19 protein-coding genes and 1 riboswitch are annotated in these 17,667 nt (G+C 58.3%); of the genes, 13 read left to right on the forward strand and 6 right to left on the reverse strand.

The genetic code is table 11. From position 1 onward, the window contains the following. Nucleotides 1-644 precede the first annotated feature (644 nt). From hemA to NKI21_RS27250, 8 genes are all read left to right on the forward strand, one after another. Nucleotides 645-1,856, forward strand: a complete 1,212-nt coding sequence (hemA, locus tag NKI21_RS27215; RefSeq protein WP_352868322.1) for a 5-aminolevulinate synthase — start codon at nt 645-647, stop codon at nt 1,854-1,856. A 570-nt stretch (nt 1,857-2,426) separates the two neighbouring features. After that, nucleotides 2,427-3,731, forward strand: a complete 1,305-nt coding sequence (locus NKI21_RS27220; RefSeq protein ID WP_352558836.1) for an ATP-grasp domain-containing protein — start codon at nt 2,427-2,429, stop codon at nt 3,729-3,731. Between the two features lie 223 nt (nt 3,732-3,954). After that, nucleotides 3,955-4,071: riboswitch (TPP riboswitch) on the forward strand. A 103-nt stretch (nt 4,072-4,174) separates the two neighbouring features. Beyond that, on the forward strand, nt 4,175-6,010 hold the full coding sequence (thiC, locus tag NKI21_RS27225) for a phosphomethylpyrimidine synthase ThiC (protein ID WP_352558838.1): 1,836 nt from the start codon (nt 4,175-4,177) through the stop codon (nt 6,008-6,010). After that, the gene (thiO, locus tag NKI21_RS27230; protein WP_352868326.1) at nt 6,007-7,008 is read left to right on the forward strand and encodes a glycine oxidase ThiO; all 1,002 of its coding nucleotides are present in this window, start codon (nt 6,007-6,009) and stop codon (nt 7,006-7,008) included. Before thiC ends, thiO begins: the two co-directional genes overlap by 4 nt. Beyond that, on the forward strand, nt 6,977-7,174 hold the full coding sequence (gene thiS / locus NKI21_RS27235; RefSeq protein WP_023685606.1) for a sulfur carrier protein ThiS: 198 nt from the start codon (nt 6,977-6,979) through the stop codon (nt 7,172-7,174). The genes thiO and thiS overlap by 32 nt, the downstream gene beginning before the upstream one ends. A 3-nt stretch (nt 7,175-7,177) precedes the next feature. Beyond that, nucleotides 7,178-7,951 carry a thiazole synthase gene (locus NKI21_RS27240; protein WP_352868328.1) on the forward strand — a complete coding sequence of 258 codons (774 nt, stop codon included), beginning with the start codon at nt 7,178-7,180 and terminating at the stop codon, nt 7,949-7,951. Next, a complete protein-coding gene (locus tag NKI21_RS27245) occupies nt 7,948-8,553 on the forward strand; it encodes a thiamine phosphate synthase (protein WP_352538815.1) in 606 nt (201 codons plus the stop codon). The genes NKI21_RS27240 and NKI21_RS27245 overlap by 4 nt, the downstream gene beginning before the upstream one ends. Further along, entirely contained in the window at nt 8,544-9,305 is a 762-nt protein-coding gene (locus NKI21_RS27250; RefSeq protein WP_352538849.1) for a hydroxymethylpyrimidine/phosphomethylpyrimidine kinase, read from the forward strand. The genes NKI21_RS27245 and NKI21_RS27250 overlap by 10 nt, the downstream gene beginning before the upstream one ends. Nucleotides 9,306-9,326: 21 nt before the next feature. Here NKI21_RS27250 and NKI21_RS27255 read toward each other — a convergent pair whose 3' ends face one another. Then, entirely contained in the window at nt 9,327-9,500 is a 174-nt protein-coding gene (locus NKI21_RS27255; protein ID WP_352538816.1) for a hypothetical protein, read from the reverse strand. A 203-nt stretch (nt 9,501-9,703) separates the two neighbouring features. Between NKI21_RS27255 and NKI21_RS27260 the strand changes: the two genes are divergently transcribed. Further along, on the forward strand, nt 9,704-10,123 hold the full coding sequence (locus tag NKI21_RS27260) for a hypothetical protein (RefSeq protein ID WP_245272726.1): 420 nt from the start codon (nt 9,704-9,706) through the stop codon (nt 10,121-10,123). A gap of 650 nt (nt 10,124-10,773) precedes the next feature. Here the strand turns inward: NKI21_RS27260 and NKI21_RS27265 are convergent. Genes NKI21_RS27265 through NKI21_RS27275 form a run of 3 tightly spaced genes read right to left on the reverse strand, consistent with a single transcriptional unit; the run spans nt 10,774 to nt 12,993 of the window. Beyond that, nucleotides 10,774-11,175 (reverse strand): ubiquitination-like system serine protease family protein, encoded by a 402-nt coding sequence (locus tag NKI21_RS27265; protein WP_032898265.1) that lies wholly within the window; start codon nt 11,173-11,175, stop codon nt 10,774-10,776. After that, on the reverse strand, nt 11,175-12,362 hold the full coding sequence (locus NKI21_RS27270; protein WP_023697173.1) for a ThiF family adenylyltransferase: 1,188 nt from the start codon (nt 12,360-12,362) through the stop codon (nt 11,175-11,177). Before NKI21_RS27270 ends, NKI21_RS27265 begins: the two co-directional genes overlap by 1 nt. After that, on the reverse strand, nt 12,337-12,993 hold the full coding sequence (locus tag NKI21_RS27275) for a multiubiquitin domain-containing protein (protein WP_352868331.1): 657 nt from the start codon (nt 12,991-12,993) through the stop codon (nt 12,337-12,339). Before NKI21_RS27275 ends, NKI21_RS27270 begins: the two co-directional genes overlap by 26 nt. A gap of 150 nt (nt 12,994-13,143) precedes the next feature. Here NKI21_RS27275 and NKI21_RS27280 point away from each other — a divergent pair, with 150 nt between their 5' ends. The 4 genes from NKI21_RS27280 to NKI21_RS27295 are packed head-to-tail and all read left to right on the forward strand — an operon-like array spanning nt 13,144 to nt 15,493. Further along, nucleotides 13,144-13,350: a ribbon-helix-helix protein, CopG family gene (locus NKI21_RS27280; RefSeq protein ID WP_010913797.1), complete on the forward strand. Its 207-nt coding sequence runs from the start codon at nt 13,144-13,146 to the stop codon at nt 13,348-13,350. Then, a complete protein-coding gene (locus NKI21_RS27285; RefSeq protein WP_352868333.1) occupies nt 13,347-13,994 on the forward strand; it encodes a hypothetical protein in 648 nt (215 codons plus the stop codon). The genes NKI21_RS27280 and NKI21_RS27285 overlap by 4 nt, the downstream gene beginning before the upstream one ends. A 15-nt stretch (nt 13,995-14,009) precedes the next feature. Next, nucleotides 14,010-14,540 carry a helix-turn-helix domain-containing protein gene (locus tag NKI21_RS27290; protein WP_023830723.1) on the forward strand — a complete coding sequence of 177 codons (531 nt, stop codon included), beginning with the start codon at nt 14,010-14,012 and terminating at the stop codon, nt 14,538-14,540. Next, the gene (locus NKI21_RS27295) at nt 14,537-15,493 is read left to right on the forward strand and encodes an ImmA/IrrE family metallo-endopeptidase (protein ID WP_352538818.1); all 957 of its coding nucleotides are present in this window, start codon (nt 14,537-14,539) and stop codon (nt 15,491-15,493) included. The genes NKI21_RS27290 and NKI21_RS27295 overlap by 4 nt, the downstream gene beginning before the upstream one ends. A gap of 576 nt (nt 15,494-16,069) precedes the next feature. Here NKI21_RS27295 and NKI21_RS27300 read toward each other — a convergent pair. Both NKI21_RS27300 and NKI21_RS27305 read right to left on the reverse strand, forming a co-directional pair. Further along, nucleotides 16,070-16,246, reverse strand: coding sequence for an ImmA/IrrE family metallo-endopeptidase (locus NKI21_RS27300; protein WP_352868335.1), 177 nt, complete (start codon nt 16,244-16,246; stop codon nt 16,070-16,072). A gap of 240 nt (nt 16,247-16,486) precedes the next feature. After that, complete coding sequence (locus NKI21_RS27305) at nt 16,487-16,687, reverse strand: ParB N-terminal domain-containing protein (protein WP_352538820.1); 201 nt, start codon at nt 16,685-16,687, stop codon at nt 16,487-16,489. Nucleotides 16,688-17,667: the final 980 nt, after the last annotated feature.

Genomic DNA, 17,667 nt, shown 5'->3' on the forward strand with positions numbered 1-17,667 from the left:
CTTTTCCGATTCTGACAATGGAATGTGACGACAGAAAAAGGCGCGATCTCATCTGCGTGGCATGAGTTGGTGTGCGAGAGATGATGACATCTGAAGGAGCCGGGAAGCTTACATGTCAATTTCCAGTCTGATGGGCAGAAATTTCCGATTCTGAGGCGACTCCGAACCGGCTGGACCGACGATGACGTCGGCACCGTCAAGATGATCCGGCAGGCCAGCACGTCCAAAAGCTGCGTATGGCGTTTGCAGAGCGTTTCGCCGCCGAAGGGCTTCAAGGGCTGTTGCGCGACAAGACGCGGCCCTCGCGCATTGCGGCTCTCGGGCCCGAAAGCCCGCCGAGCGCAGCTCTGACAAGGCCGCGACAGGAATCGAACGACGACTGGCCAGAATTATGAAATCGCTTGCGACACTCATGCAATTTCAGACATTTCAGTAACAAATAGATTTAACATTCTCTTCACTTGCACTTTGGGGCGCGTTACCCGAATTAGCTGGAGCGGCCGAAACCCCCGCAAGATCAAGCGCGTAGTCGAAATCCAATCTTGCTGGTGCTTGTCGAGGGATGCGACGCGATGGGCCGGCGCAGGTGCGCTGTGAAGCAGCACTGAGCGCGCCGAAAAACGGCTTCCCAACAGGAGATTGATTTGGATTATGTGCAGTATTTCGCCGGAAGAATCGAGCAACTCAAAGGCCGTGGCGGGTATCGTGAATTTGCCGATCTGGAGCGTCAGTCTGGCAACTTCCCAAAGGCCTGGCTCAATAGGCCCGACGGCCGAAAAGAGATAACCATTTGGTGCACTAATGATTATCTCGGTATGGGGCAGCACCCCAAAGTGCTATCGGCAATGAAGCGCGCCATCGATGCCAACGGCGCAGGATCGGGAGGATCCCGCAACATTGGTGGCACCAACCATTATCACGTGTTGCTCGAGCGGGAGCTTGCAGCTTTCCACAACAAGGAAGCAGGATTGATTTTTGTTTCCGGCTTCAGCTCAAACGATTCATCATTGAGTACATTGGCATCTTTGATGCCGGACACAATTATATTTTCTGACGCGCACAACCACGCTTCAATTATTAGTGGATGCCGCAACAGCCGGGCCGAAAAGCGCGTCTTCCAGCATAACGACGTTGCGCATTTGCGGGAGCTTCTGCGCAGCGTAAATCCTGCAAGACCCAAGATCATTGTTTTTGAATCGGTATATTCAATGGACGGTGACATTTCACCGATCAAAGATATCTGTGACATGGCGGACGAATTTGGCGCAATGACGTTTCTGGATGAAGTTCATGCATCGGGAATGTACGGTCCGAAAGGCGCCGGCATTGCCGCGGAACTTGGCATCATGGATCGTCCAACCATCATCGAAGGGACGCTAGGTAAGGCGTTCGGCTCGATGGGGGGTTATGTGACCGGACGTGCCTCCATTGTTGACAGCATACGAAGCTTCTCGATCGGTTTCATTTTCACCACGGCGCTTGCGCCAGCGCTAGCGGCTGGTGCGCTGGCAGCGCTGCGCCATCTTCGCGATTCAGATTCAGAACGAATTGATCTGCACCGGAAAACGAAACTTTTAATCGGATTGCTGAAAGAGGCGGGCATCCCCGTCATGCCGACCCGAAGCCACATCATTCCTGTGCCTATTGGTGATCCATTCCGTTGCAAGGAAGCGTCCCGCCAGCTTCTGGATCAGCATGGAATATACGTTCAGCCAATTCTGGCGCCGAGTGTTCCGGTGGGAACCGAGCGGTTCAGGGTGACGGTTACGCCTGCCCATAGTACGACAGATATTCGGACGTTCGTCGATGCGCTCAGGCAGGTTCTGCTGCGGGACAATCTTGGCAAGGCTGCCTAATGTAAATGCTGGGAACGACAGGGCGCGCAGCCTCAGACCTGATTATATCAGCCGGGCTCGCCGAGGTGGAAGCGGCGGTCAGCGATCCGGTTCTGACGCCCGATCGCATCTTCGAATGTCATCGGAAAGCAGTTCCGTAACCCGCAATGACAGCTTTCGCGATCTTAAATGATGTGACTCCATGATTGAATGGGGCCGTTTGACGACTCGCTGCTTACACATCGGGCCGGTTCCAGATTCAGGGCTCACCATGAGCCGGTATGACCAGAGCGCATGTTCTTGTGCTGCGAGTTTGATGTGGCTTGGCGTGCCCTACCCGAGGGGTAGGTCACGCCCAGGCCCACGGGATCACACACCAACCCCAGCTAACCTGGTTTGAACGGAGCAAGCCTCCGACGCCGCCCTAATCAAAAACGCTGCAACAGATCCTTCAAATCAATTTACAAGATTTTTACAACCGTCAGTCGTTGACAATGGTACGGCACCCCGAGTCTGAGGTCCGGCACGGCCACAAAAGTGACACCGGTACCCTCGGACCGCCGCCAGCACGCAACATCGGGATTAACAGCAATGGTAAGAAGAAGAGCGCTCATATTGGTCGAAGGCCATAGGGGTACTGGTCAGCTATACGTCCAAGCGGCTCAGTGTCTTGGTCTTCATCCAATTACTCTGACGGCTGATCCACCTCGGTACGACTATCTTTCGGCGGAAAACGTTGAGGCAATCCGTGTCGACACTGGCAATCTCGAAGCGTTGGTCCGCGAAAGTTCGCGGCTGCGTGCTACCCACGACATTGCTGGCATTACTGGCTTTGCCGGGGACCATGAATCGATCTATGCGACAGTTGGCAAGCTTTGCCGGCATTTCGATCTACCGGGACCGAACCCTGAATCGATTGAACGAAGCTGCGACAAATTCAAGCAACGCCAACTCCTCGCGCAGGCCGGCGTTCCAATACCGGCCTATCGGTTGGCAGCGAATGCGGCGGAGGTAGAAAGCTCGGCTGCAGAGATCGGCCTGCCCGTGATTCTTAAGCCGGCAGTAGGCAGCGGCAGCATGGGTGTCCGATTGTGCCGCAGCCTCGAAGACGTAGCCGAACATACGACCCATCTATTGGGCGGAAAGCACATATGGCGGTCTACACCGAAAATACTCGTCGAAGAATTCGCACAGGGCCCGTTCTATAGCATTAATGTTATGGGGAATGAGGTCGTTGCGATTTGCGCCAATGACTTTGGTCCCCTCCCCCATTTCGTCATACGTGAGGTGACGTATCCGGCCCTGCTAACCGATCAGGAGCGTGAGCGCATCGCCGATGTTTCGCTGAGCTGTTTGCGGGCTCTCGGCCTTGGCTGGGGGCCAACTAACATTGAACTCCGGTGCACGAAACGCGGTCCAGTTGTCATTGAAGTCAATCCGCGTCTTAGTGGCGCGCCCGACCCTCAACTGGTCCAGTTAGCTTACGGTGTCGACCTCGTCACCGAGCACATCAAGCTTGTCATTGGCGAGGAATGGGATCTGCGCAAAAAGCATTCGCATACTGCGGCCGCGCGATTCCTGCTTCCTGATCAAGATGGCACCCTCGACTGGATTGGTGGCGACACTCAGGCAGCTGCTATATCAGGTGTGGCCGAGGTCAAATTGAATGTTGAACCCAAGACACCGATCGTCAGGAAGGGGGATTTCCGAGACTGGATTGGACATGTCATTGCCACTTCGCCCAGCCGTGCTGAAACCGAGGGCGCCCTTCAGCGAGCGGTCGACTTGATCGAATGGTCGATCACCCCTTTTCCGGCGACAATAAGAGGTGATCGAGAGCACGATGTTTGTGGGGCGTTCGGGCGGCCCACCAGTTCTGTTCCGATCAGGCATTGACGGCTTAAGATCCTTGAAACGCAGCAGTTCCGTCTACGTCAATGTCACATCAAGTTTGACGAGGCAAATGCAGCTTTGGCCACACCTGCCTTGTCTCCCGCGGAACTTCTCCGCGACCCATGGCGAGGCCGTCGGCCCAATTTGGGCCCAATTTGAATGCCGCCCACCGCCGCCGCAGGACGAACATGCGCTTGACAAGACAACGCCGGCCCGTTCAACTTGAGGCATTCACCAGGGGAGTCCCGGCAAGGGGCTGAGATACTGCTGGCTTTCGCGGCGCAGTGACCCGTTGAACCTGATCCAGTTCATACTGGCGTAGGGACGGTGCAAGCGCTCTGCGGGAGTTCACGCCCGAGGTCCTGTTTCGGCAGGTCGACAGAAGCGTCTTTTCATCCTTCCGGCACAGAACTGGGTCTCCAATGCATGAGCAAAGGAGCCTCAAGATGAATGCCCTCACCCCAGCCGTCTCAACGGGGCCGCTGCCTGCTTCGCGTAAGATCCACAAGCCCGGTGCCATCCACCCGCAGATCAGGGTGCCGATGCGCGAAATCTCCGTCCATCCGACAGCCGGCGAACCGCCCGTCACCGTCTACGATCCGTCGGGCCCCTATACCGATCCGGCTGTCGAAACCAGCATCGAAAAAGGCCTGGCCCGGCTTCGCCACGAATGGATCTTGGCGCGCGGCGATGTCGAGGTCTGCGACGGCCGCCATGTCCGGCCGGAGGACAACGGATTCGCGACGGGCGAACGCCTGACGCCAGAATTTCCCATCCGCCACCGACCGCTCAGGGCCAAAGCAGGCAAGGCGGTGACGCAGCTTGCCTACGCGCGCGCCGGCATCATCACACCCGAAATGGAGTTCGTCGCCATCCGCGAGAACCTTGGTCGCGAGATCCTGCGCGGCAAGCTTGAGCGCGACGGCGAGGCTTTCGGCGCGACGCTGCCCGATTTCGTCACGCCCGAATTCGTGCGTGACGAGGTGGCGCGCGGACGGGCGATCATCCCCGCCAACATCAACCATCCCGAGAGCGAGCCAATGATCATCGGCCGCAATTTCCTGGTCAAGATCAACGCCAATATCGGCAACTCCGCCGTCACATCGTCGATGGCGGAAGAGGTCGAAAAGATGGTGTGGGCGATCCGCTGGGGCGCCGATACGGTGATGGACCTGTCGACCGGCCGCAACATCCACAACATCCGCGACTGGATCGTGCGCAACGCGCCGGTGCCGATCGGCACGGTGCCGCTCTACCAGGCGCTCGAAAAGGTCGGCGGCATTGCCGAGGATCTGACCTGGGAGGTCTACCGCGACACGCTGATCGAACAGGCCGAGCAAGGCGTCGACTATTTCACCATCCACGCCGGCGTGCGGCTGCATTACATCCCGCTGACCGTCGACCGGGTGACGGGTATCGTCTCGCGCGGCGGCTCGATCATGGCCAAATGGTGCCTGCACCATCACCGGGAGAGCTTCCTCTACGAGCACTTCGCGGAGATCTGCGACATCGCCAGAGCCTACGACGTCTCCTTCTCGCTCGGCGACGGCCTTCGTCCGGGCTCGATCGCCGATGCCAACGACGCGGCGCAGTTCGCCGAGTTGGAAACGCTCGGCGAGCTGACGCAGATCGCCTGGGCGAAGGATTGCCAGGTGATGATCGAGGGGCCTGGCCACGTGCCGATGCACAAAATCAAGGCGAACATGGACAAGCAACTCGCCGTCTGCGGCGAGGCGCCGTTCTATACGCTTGGACCGCTGACGACCGACATCGCGCCGGGCTATGACCACATCACCTCAGGCATTGGCGCCGCGATGATCGGCTGGTTCGGCACCGCCATGCTCTGCTACGTCACGCCCAAGGAGCATCTCGGCCTTCCCGATCGCAACGACGTCAAGATCGGCGTGATCACCTACAAGATCGCCGCCCACGCCGCCGACCTGGCGAAGGGCCATCCGGCAGCGAAAGTCAGGGATGATGCGCTTTCCCGCGCGCGCTTCGAGTTCCGCTGGGAGGACCAGTTCAACCTGTCGCTCGATCCGGAAACGGCGCGGTCCTTCCACGACCAGACTTTGCCCAAGGAAGCGCACAAGGTGGCGCATTTCTGCTCGATGTGCGGACCGAAATTCTGCTCGATGCGTATCTCTCACGACATCCGTGCCGAGGCGCAGAAAGAGGGCATGGCGGCGATGGCGGCGAAATACCGCGAGGGCGGTGATCTCTACCTGCCGGCGGACGAGACCGGGGCACCGCTCATACCTCAGCCACGTGAGCCATCATGAAGGTCTTGGTCAAAGGAGCGGGCGTTGCTGGCCTCACCGCCGCCTTCGAGTTCGCCGCACGCGGCGCGGCGGTTACCGTTGCCGAGACAAGGCCTGCCCTTGGGGGCAATGCGTCGTGGTTCGCCGGTGGCATGTTGGCGCCGTGGTGCGAGCGTGAAAGCGCCGAGCAGCCGGTGCTGGATCTCGGAAGCGACGCCGCCGACTGGTGGGACGCCGCAACGCCAGGCTTGGTAGCACGACGGGGAACGCTGGTCTTGGCCGCGCCGCGCGATGCGGGCGAGCTCGACCGGTTCGCCAGCCGCACGACGGGCTATCGGCGCGTCGAGGAAGATGAAATTGCCTTGCTGGAGCCCGACTTAGCCGGCCGCTTCCGCCGCGGATTGCTGTTCGCCGATGAGGCTCACCTCGACCCACGCCCGGCGATGGCGGCACTTCATGACAAGCTTGCGACCATGGGTGTCAAATTCCACTTCGGCTGCGACGCCCGGCCTGTTTCGGGTTTCGCCCGTCAGATAGACTGTATGGGAATGGCAGCGGCCGATGACAGGCTGCGCGGTGTTCGCGGCGAAATGCTGATTCTTCGCACGCCTGATGTCTCGCTGTCGCGGCCGGTCCGTTTGCTTCATCCACGCTTTCCGCTTTATGCCGTGCCGCGCACCGATCACCGTTTCATGATCGGAGCGACGATGATTGAAAGCCAGAGTGCCGGACCGGTGACGGCGCGTTCCATAATGGAGCTGCTGGGTACCGCCTATGCCCTCCACCCGGCCTTTGGCGAGGCCGAGATCGTTGAAACCGGTGTCGGCGTCCGCCCAGCCTTTCCCGACAATTTGCCGCGCGTCGAAACCAAGGGTGAAATCATCGCGATCAACGGGCTCTATCGTCACGGTTTTCTCCTGGCTCCCGCCATGGCGCGCCAGGCTGCCGACCTGGTTTTCACTCAAGACAGAACCAAGGAGCTTGCTCATGAAACTGATGGTCAACGGCGAAGCGCATGAGGTTGCCGCCACCACGCTGGCCGAGCTGCTTGCCGCGCTCGACTATGAGGGCGATTGGCTCGCGACCGCCGTCAACAATGACCTCGTGCACAAAGCCAACCGGGCGGAATTCCAGTTGAACGACGGCGACCGGATTGAAATCCTCTCGCCCATGCAGGGCGGCTAGGCCATGATCGAGCTTTATGAAGCCGAGCTTCCGTCGCGCCTGCTTCTTGGCACGGCTCAATATCCTTCGCCGGCCATCCTTGCCTATGCAGTCAGGGCTTCGGGCACGGCGGTGGTGACCGTCTCGTTGCGCCGTGAAATGGCAGGCGGCAGGGCTGGCGAAGAATTCTGGTCGTTGATCCGCTCGCTTGGTGTCAGAATCCTGCCCAACACTGCTGGCTGCCACTCCGTCAAGGAAGCGGTCACGACCGCACAAATGGCGCGCGAAGTCTTCGGTACGAACTGGGTCAAGCTCGAAGTGATCGGCAACCATGACACCCTGCAGCCGGATGTTTTCGGTCTGGTCGAAGCCGCCCGCATCCTGTGCGAGGACGGTTTTGCTGTATTCCCCTATATCACCGACGACCTTATCGTTGCCGAGCGGCTGCTTGCGGCGGGCTGCAAGGTCTTGATGCCGTGGTGCGCGCCGATCGGTTCCGCTCTCGGACCGATCAACATCACGGCGCTGCGCTCGATGCGCGGACATTTCCCAGATGTTCCGCTGATCGTGGATGCGGGGCTCGGACGGCCGTCGCACGCGGCAACCGTTATGGAGCTCGGCTTTGACGCCGTACTCCTGAACACCGCGGTCGCCAAGGCGGCCGATCCGGTCGGCATGGCGCGTGCGTTCGGCAAGGCGGTCGAGGCCGGTCGTGAAGCTTTCAGCTCGGGTATGCTTGAACCGCGCGACGTCGCCGTGCCGTCGACGCCGACCATCGGCAGGGCCGTTTTTTCATGAAGCTCGATCCCTTCTACCTGATCGTCGACAGCGCTGACTGGGTCGAGCGGCTGGTCCCGCTCGGCGTCAAGCTGGTTCAGTTGCGCATCAAGGATAGGGACGAGACCACGCTGCGGTCGGAAATCCGCCGCGCGAACGGCGTCTGCGCGGTCCATGGTTGCCAACTGATCGTCAACGACTATTGGCGCACGGCAATTGAGGAAGGCTGCGACTTCGTCCATCTCGGCCAGGAGGATTTGGCTGCGGCCGACCTGCTGGCGATTAAGTACGCCGGATTGAAGCTCGGGCTTTCCACGCACGATCATCTAGAACTGGAAACGGCCATCGCTGCCGAGCCCGACTATATCGCGCTCGGCCCCATCTATCCCACCGTCCTGAAGCAGATGAAATGGGCGCCGCAAGGGCTCGAGCGGATCAGCGAGTGGAAGCATCGGGTGGCGCCGATCCCATTGGTCGCCATTGGCGGCCTCAACCCCGATCGGCTCGACGGTGTTTTCGCGGCTGGTTCGGACACCGCGGCGGTGGTCACCGACATCACGTTGAATGCCAATCCCGAAGCGCGCACGCGAGAATGGATCGAAAAGACAAAGCCATGGCGCTGAGGCGAGAACCGCATGTGCTCGTGGTCGGCGGATCTGACTCCAGCGGTGGGGCTGGAATCGCACGCGATATCGAGACGATCTCTTCCATTGGCGTGCGCACCTGCCTTGCTGTCACCGCGCTGACGGTGCAGACGCACCATGCGGTCATGGAAATCCACTCTATGCAACCCGGTCTGGTGGCCGGTCAGATGCGTGCGGGGTTGCAGGCCAACAAAGTGGCGGCCATCAAGATCGGGATGCTCGCCACGGTGGAGATCGTCATTGCGGTTGCCGGAGTGCTGCGCGAAAATCCGCAGGTGCCGGCAGTGCTCGACCCGGTGCTGGCCTCGACGTCAGGCCGGGCGCTCCTGGAAGCCGGCGCCATCGCCGCCCTGAAATGCGATCTGATGCCATTTTGCCGTCTGGTCACCCCCAATCTCTTCGAGCTGGCACTCCTTGTTGGCTCGGAGCGGGCAGTGGATGAGGACGGCGTAGTGTGGCAAGGCCAAGAATTGCTGGCAGCCGGCGCGCGGGCTCTGCTGATCAAGGGCGGCCATGCATCGGGACCGCAATCAACCGATATTCTGTTGCGCCCCGATCACGAACCAGTCCGCTTTGACACGCCGCGTCTTGCCGCATCGATGCGCGGGACGGGCTGCATGCTGGCCAGCTCGATTGCGGCACATCTGGCGAAGGCGCAATCAATCGAGTACGCCGTGCGCCAGGGCAAGCTCTTTGTGTTAGAAAAGCTTCGGAAAACCCCAGCCGAATAGCCGTAGAGACGGCTCAAGCGTTCAGCGGCTGACGCTGAAATGGAAGCCGTAGCCCTCCTGCCCTTTTTTCACAGCGCGTGACGGAATGAGGCCGCTTTGCAGATCGGAATTCAGCGGCGCCGAGACAAGCTGCCCTGCCAGGCCGGGAAAGTAACGGGACTCTTCCTGCGGCGAAGCGCACTGCCAGTCAGGCATGGGGATGCACTTGTGCCTCCTGGCGAGTGTGAGGCCGCAGGAGTGAGGCATTTCAGCGCGGCGGGGAACGCCGGATCTGGCCCCGCAGTGCTGGAGCAAAGCAAAGGCCGGTTTGAGACGATTCCGGGGATTTCTACGAGGCTGCTCGCGACGCCGGCATTGAGTTCTACCAGCTCCTGAGCGGCATACGCGACCAAACCCGGTTGAGTGTCACCGCAGGGATGTTCCACGAGTGGGACAAACAGCTGCGGGACTGGCTGGTCCGCGAATTACGAAACTGGCATCGAGGGGATACGGCAGCTGCGAAGGTCTGGTCAGCGGATTTCGCCAAGATTGCAGACCTCCTGGAAAGTTTCGGCTGGAAAGTCCGAAGCACGGACTACTTCAAGACGCTCGATGCGTGCCGGTTGGTGGTCAACGTCTACAAGCACGGCGCCGGAAAATCGCTGGATGACCTGAAGAAAACCTGCTCCGAGTATCTAGACGATCCGCTCAAAGGCACTCGGCCGCCGTGGTCAGAGAAACTGCTGAACCACACGCACCTCAAGGTGAGCGATGACCAGTTCCAGACGTTCTCAGACGCGATTGTCGCGTTCTGGCGCGACGTCCCGGCAATGCCGTAGGTGGCAGCAACAGGTTCCTGATTGGTTTGAAAGGCCATTCTCAGTGATCGCGCCCAACGATAAGCATGCCAAGGTTTTACCCTCGCATATATCTTCGCTCCCGCTCCCGGCCATAAATTCTGCCACATATCTGCATTGCCGGGAAAGGTGCCATGCGTAACGCATTGGTCGATGGGCGAAGATTCCGCCCGCAAGCGGGTTTCGGGGGCTCTTGCCCGCATTGCGGTACAGACATGATCCCGCGCGCGGCAGCGTCTGGGTTTGGCATTAGGCCAATAAACGAACACGTCGTTGGGTCAGCAGACACCTATCTGTTCGGCCGGTCAGACCGCCAAATTCGGTTCATTCAGAATTGGATGGGTACCGACCAAAATGAATCCCTAATCGACCGACTTCACAGAAAACGAAGCGATCTCCGGCCCTGACGAGCGAGTTTCGGCGTTGTCCGGGTGCTCCTGGATGAAAGATCGGGCTTCGCGCCTCATTTGGACAACGCCGCCAGGTAACCGTTTCCCTGAAACCTGCCCTTCATTCAGATTTGCAACATCAACGACTACCGGCTTCCTAGACCTACTTGGAGCCAATCGGAGGACAGCCGTGTCGGCGCCAGCCCGACCGCAAATTGCGGCCGACCCCATGGCAAACGTTGATTAGCCAATGAACTTGATCCACAGGCGCTTGAACCATGCGACGATGGCCCTGAGCCCCTTCGGCTGGGCGCCGCGCTTGAGCAGACGGTCATGGACGCGGCCCGCTTCGATCTGCGCGCGAGACATCTTGCCGGCCCATTGGATGCGGCCGCTTTTAATGATGTAGTGCGAGCCACAAGGGAAGTCGTGATTGCCGATCGACGGCCATATCGAGGCTCCCTCGTCTTCCATAATGAGGTCATATTCAGTCGGAACGAGCGGTGTTGAAACCTCCTCGCCGCACCCACACGCGCAATTATGCAGCGCGACGTGGCATTCGCGCGACACGTAAAGGACACCGTCTTCCAGTTGTTCCGGAATGTCTTCGACGAAGACCGTTGTAAGACAATCCACCCGAGCCATCATGTCACCCGGTTTGTGATATTGTTGCCCTCGATCATGTATGTCGCGTTCCTTTCGTTGCGCTCATCACGATAGAAGGTCAGCCAGCGTTTCCAGCGCATGACCGCCATAATCGCGTTCAAAGAATTGAGTTCGGCGATCTGGATTTCGGTTCCGTACACATCGGCCTCTTCGTCGTCGTCACCGAACGACAGATGGGTAGCCACTTCCGCCCACGGCATGCCAGGGGCAATAAACGTTGCCCTTGCGCAACCGTCGAGCGTGTTGTCGTCCAGCCCTATACCTATGCCAGTGTCGACGAATGCAATGCCCAGGCGAACCAGCCCTTCGGCAATCACGCGCCGCGACGATCCCTTATCAACGCAGACAAATACGAAGTCATAGGCTGAAAATTCGTCAATGTTGTCAGCCGTCACTCGAGTGGTGTGCGGCTTCACGCCCTTGTGCATGCGCGCGTAGAGCGCAGCGTAATAATCTACCTTGCGGGGGAAATTCTTCGCTAGCACCAGTTCAGGAGCACCAGGCGAACGGAAAAGATTGTGGTTGAGAAGCTGGTCGTCATCGTAGATGTGGATCTCGGCAACACGGGTCTTGGCGGCGAGGTCGAGCAGATAGGCACCGGTTCCGCCGAGGCCGATGATCGCGATGCTGCCCCTGAGTTTGCGGTTGGCGGCGAGGATTCCGTAGCGGACTGACGCAGAATCGGGAATCGCGAAGGGACTATCGTCCTCCGCACTGGCCAACGTGACGCCTGTACGCGCGTTGGCGGTCTTGTCGTGAGACCGCGCAGCAGCACCGAGGTGAGACTCATAGGTGACAACCTTGTCGTAAATGTTGGCATACTGGCCGGTGCCTTCTGGCTTCGACGAGAAATAATGGTGGACCTTGATGTCCGACCCCACAGTCGCTTCCTGACTATTATGGATGATATTTGTCATTGGCGTGCCATCGCGATGGCAAGGCGTCTCGCCGGCGAACCACATGGTGTGGTCCGTCAGTGGAGTCGAGGTCAGGCCTTCCGTATCCAGCGACAGAGTGCAGACAAGTGTGCCTCGACCAAGCGACATGTCCCGCTTCACATAGGGCACGCTGTGAACGAGGAGGACGAGGTCGCGCATCTCAAGCTCAAACCCCTCGTCCAGCAGTTGCTTCAGATGTGGATCACGACTTATCAGATCGGCGGACATTGAAGACCATCCCATTCTTGACTTCGATCTTTTCGCCCTCCACCAGATCACCTTCCGCGCCGTGTACACCTTTCAGGTAAGTTATCGTGTACTTGAATTTCTCGAAGTCGGCGTCAGGGTAGGCGAGAAGTGCGACTTCGCGATAGCTGAGCTTTTTCTTAGGCACCGTACGCGGTCGCCCGTTGACCTTGATGACCACCGTCTTCGCTTCGCGGCTGCGGATGCGCTCGACTCCCTGTCCGCTCAGAGTCACCTCGCCATCAGTGGGAATGACCGCGTCGCCGGCGCTGTCCAGGATTAGCTCGAGTTCCTCATCGATGCTGGCGTAACGGTAGATGTCAGCTGCGGAGAGTTTGGCCGACCCCCATTCCCAGCCGCGCTCGTTGACGGTGAGGGAGAAGGTCCGATCGCCTTCGAATGAAAGGAACTCCGGCTGCGGCATCTGTCGCAGGTCGGTCTGCTCCTCAAGCCCGATCGAACGCGTGGACCCGTCCGCAATCTGGATGAGAATATAATCGCTAGCTGGATTGAGCCCGCCGATGGTGCGGACCTCGCGACCTGAGATTATGGCGTCATTGGTGGCGATCACGCGACCATCCAGCTTATATGTAAAGTCCGTTACGTCAGGCATTGAAGCCTCCTTGTTTCTCATTCTGCACAAATCATATATGGATTTTTTAGCCAATGTCTAGCTATTAATTAGCTAATTAATGATTGTTTTTTGATTGACAGATATGGACTTTATAGCTACATGGAGGATGCTGGTTAGGGAGAAACGCCTGTGAAGCGTACGATGACGCTTAATTTGTCGGACGCAGAAATGAGCGTCCTTGAAACCATGTGTGAAGAAAAAGGGTTGTCTAAAACCGCACTCGTTCGCCAAGCGCTGCGGCTCTACAAATCAGTCGACGATCGACTGGCGCGGGGCGAAAAGGTATTCGTCGAAAGCGCGGATAAATCAGAAAAAGTAGAGCTGATGGTTCTATGAAAGAGCTGATCGATCGAGTCTTTCTCAAAAATCGTGCCACAGGCCTGTACGAAGATGCACACCTGTATCATGGCTTGGACAGCACGAATCTCGCGCATATCGAAGGACGCTGGCGACCTCTTTTTGAGTTGCGTCGGAGGGAGGCTAAGGCTTCCCTTCAGACGTTAGCAGAGGTCAATGCTGAAGACGCCCATTGGGAATGGGGCAAGAAGGCGCTGGCTGCGCTGAACGACCCCTTCCTGTTCGATTTCTTCGTGCTTGAATGTGGTGGCAGTACCCAAGCCATCATGATGACGCGCAAAGGCGGTCAGGATTGCTTCAGTCGCCACCCCGAGCATCAGCGAGCGCCGCTGATCTATGTGGAGTTTTTGGCGACGGCTCCATGGAACCGACCAAAGTTGGTTGCTGACCCGACTTACAAGGGCGCGGGCCGTGTGCTCATCGGTACGGCAGTCAGCTTGAGCCTAGAAGAGGAATTTGGTGGCCGAATTGGCCTGCATTCACTTCGTGGCGCAGAAGTTTTCTACCGGGATGCGATCGGAATGACGGATTTCGGAACGGATAGCGAAGGAGTACATAAAGAACTTAGATACTTCGAGCTTTCCAGCAGGGATGCTGCGACTTTCCTATCCGTGCAACACTAACAAGAGGAGTCGACCATGAAATTACATTTCACTGCCGATTGGCTGCGCAGCCATATCGAACATGATCCGGATGTCGATTGCGACGTGGGGCTCCCGCTCCGCGACGCAGCTCCGCTTGAGCGTCTTATGCAGGAGAAGTCTCGTCATCAAGCAACTGCGGGGCAGCCTAATTCGGCTGCCCCCGAACAGAAATCTGCTGTGTTGTTTAAGTTGGTGCATCAGCTTCGACGCAAGGACGGTTTAAGCATTGCGCAGTTGGCTGCCAAAATTCGTGTTGATGCGGCGGAATTGGAGCAGGTGGAGAAGGATCCCAACTATGTTCCAGGCCCGCGTACCGTTCATCAGCTAGCCGAGTTTATTGGGGTTTCAGCACGTGCTGTAGGACTGCTGACTGCGGCGGCGTCCGCGCAGAATGACAATCTCACCGAAGCGGTGCATCGTTTTGCTGCGAGTTCAGACGACCTATCGAAACTAAGCCAGGCTGAAAGGCGCGACCTCAACGATTTCGTTAAGGTACTGGCGTCAATCGATAAGAAGAATGGATGACCATGTCTGCGATTGAGCCGATAATCGGGAACTTTGAGCGCCGAGATATCCATGAGCACATATCACGTTTGCTACGTGATCTCGGCAATCCAGAGCCCCCATTAAGGCTCGAGCAGGTGCGCGCGCTGCAAAAGCTTGACCTTACCTATTATAGCAAGGCGAACTTGAGCCTATTAGATGAGATCGCCCACAGGGCGCGAATGGCTGGGAACGAGATCACCAGCACGGCTAAGCGCATGGTCGATGTAGTCCAGCAATATGGCCTTCGTGGTATCCTAATGTTGAAGGAAGGCGACAAAAGAATCTTCATCGATGACGAGGTAGCCGAGCTAAAGCGACGCTTCCTCATCGCACATGAAATTACACATGACCTTCTACCGTGGCATCGCTCCCTGCTTCTGGGCGACAACGAGTCCACGCTGAACCCAACATTCCATCAGGCAATGGAAGCAGAAGCTAACTATGGCGGACGCCATCTCTTGTTTCTCGGAGGAAGGTTTCGACCGGAAGCGCTGGACTGCTCATTGGAATGGAAGAGTATCGAGCAGCTTCGCAAGCGCTATGGGAACACACTTACAACAACACTTTGGCAAATGGTTTGTGAACGCGACCCGGAGTTTCCTGCCTTCGGCGTTGTCAGTCGGCATCCGTATCACAGAGATATTTGCGAGAAGGCGGGGAATGACAATGTGGCATATTTTCCAAGATCGATAGCTTTAGCTGAGCACTTTCCCGGAATCACCACCACAGTTGCCTATTCCGCGATCTGCGATCACGCAACGAACCGCAAACGGGGTCCAGTAGGCGAAGGCGAAAGCATCTTTTATGATGCGAACGGCGAACCCCATGTATTCTGGTTGCACAGCTTCTCAAACACCTACGATCTGCTCACTTACTGCATCTACAAGAAGAAACACCAGCGCATTTTCCCTGTCGGCTATAGGGCAGCCTAGGCACAGGCAGACGGTTATCTCAACGGCAGCTTGCCCATATGTAAGCACACCACCGCTGTTTCGCTTGCGGCATATTTCTTGGCGGACGTCGCTTATTGTCGGCGCGACATTGGTATGACCTCGCCGAGCTGGCCGGACGGCCCCTCACCGCGGGTCGGCGCCACGAGCTTCAGCTTCACGACGCGAGCAGGCTCTTGCGAGAGCCAGCCCGGAGGAAGTGCAGCCAAGCTCTCAACATCATGAGCGAACAACGGCAGATCGTGCCGAAGCTCTTCCTTGGACAGCCCCCGTCATCCACCACGGTCCGAAATACATCAGCCAGTAACGTAGGTTGCTGCAGCGGCCAAACGTCATCGTAGGGCTCGGATCCTGAGTAGCCCTTGGCGCTGTAGCTACGATAAAGGCGGGTCGCTCCCTCGGCATCGACAATGCAGAGGCGTTGGAGACGCATGATCTGAGCCTTGATGGACACGCGCCAGCGAACCTTCTCAGCTCCCAAAGCGAGGCACTAGTGACCTCAGCCGAGAACTGACTCGCCGGCAGAAGCAACGCTGAAGCGAACCGATGAGCTTGGTCTTAGATCAGCTTGAAGTTCTCGACAAGCTCATCCTCGGACACTGCACGGTGCAGCAAGAGGTGGGCCAACTCGTGCGCGGCATCAAATTGTCTTCGCGCGAATGACTGCGCTAGAAGTACGTGTGGGCGACGATCAGATCCCCACCTGCTTAGCCCATCCAACTGTGTGGTTTCCATTGGTTCGCTCGCCACGACGACGCCGATCTGCTCCAGCAGAGCAACTACGTTGGGGTCGGTCGCAATCCGATTCCCCAGTGCTCTCGCGCTGTTTGGGCAATGCCCTCCAGATCCTCATCCCCAGGCTTCGGTAGCCTAAGCCGTTGAGTAAATCTGGCAGGTCGACTTCAGGGAGAAACGCATAATGGCCGGCAACTGCCGTAATGTCTTCAAGCCAGCGGTTGACCGGATAATCCTTGGTCACAGCCACGCCCTGTAGGTGCGGCCCTCGTCCAGCAGCAACCGCAACGCCCCCAGTCGCCGCCCTCCGGCGACGACTTCGAACTTGGCTCCCTTCGGGGCCTTGCGGGTCAAAAGGTTATGGATGAGGCCATGGGCCTCGATGCTGGCGGCCAGTTCGGCCCTACCTGCGGGCGGGATAGTGATAACTGCGGTATTCATGGACTTGCTCGTGTTGATTTCAGGGATTGACCTGATGGGTTCAGGTCCCCTGAACCCCTGCCTCGCGGCGAGTAGCGGGGAGCGAGGGGGGGGGCAAGTCCCGGGGGCGGAGGGGTCTCCCCGGTCTGCACCTAGCGAAGCGGAGGAAGATGGGGGAACCCGCCCGCGGCGGCTTGCTGGGGAGAGAGGGCCGCGCGCCTCTCTTCCCGCTACATAGGAGAGGTGCCGCTAGGCACATCCATGTCGGCGCAGCCGTGCCGCGAAGCGGCCCAAGAAAGAAGAGCGTACAAAACGGAAGCACCTAAATGCCCGCCAGCGGGACCAAGTCAGATCGGTGCAGGAGAAAGACCGTGGCCCTGAGACCGGCTCAACAGGGCGGCCGTAGGAGCATCAGCAACGCGCCGCCGTCAGGCGGGATGCGGAACGGACGGCCCCCCGGCGAAGGGCGCCGTTCTCTTTGAGCTGCGACCCTGGTGAGCGCCTTCGTGCCTAAAGCTGTGCCGTCGGGCTAAGTTTCAGCTTCAGATCGTTCTGAAAAGCCGAACATGGTTCGTCGAGTAACCCTTGAGGGAAGGATCCTTGTCGGGTTCCCTGTTTTTCGACAAAATCGCCCTGCAGAATTTATATTGCGTGATTTGGCGGCATCGCACTGCTGGGTGTCCGCCTTATAGCAAGCGTGGACCAAAACGGCTCCCACGTAATCATGCTCGACGTTGTTGGAAGAAAGGTGGGTCTGAATGTCTTGGAGAATGGCAACTCCATGGGACATCCCATCTGCTCCGGAGTAGGTCATTACGAGTTGACCGGGTCGTTCAAAGCCGCTTACCGAGCCGCTCCCTGCAACGTTCTCGTAGGTGCCAGACAAATCCGGGGCCGACGTGAATGTCACCTTGAAGGGGTGCCCCAGGCCGACGGGGGTGACATCCGTAAAGTCGGGACCGTAGTACACCGAGAGATCACGCAGTATGGAGATGATAACC

It is taken from the genome of Mesorhizobium sp. M0715, assembly GCF_040320355.1.
Lineage (GTDB): Bacteria > Pseudomonadota > Alphaproteobacteria > Rhizobiales > Rhizobiaceae > Mesorhizobium.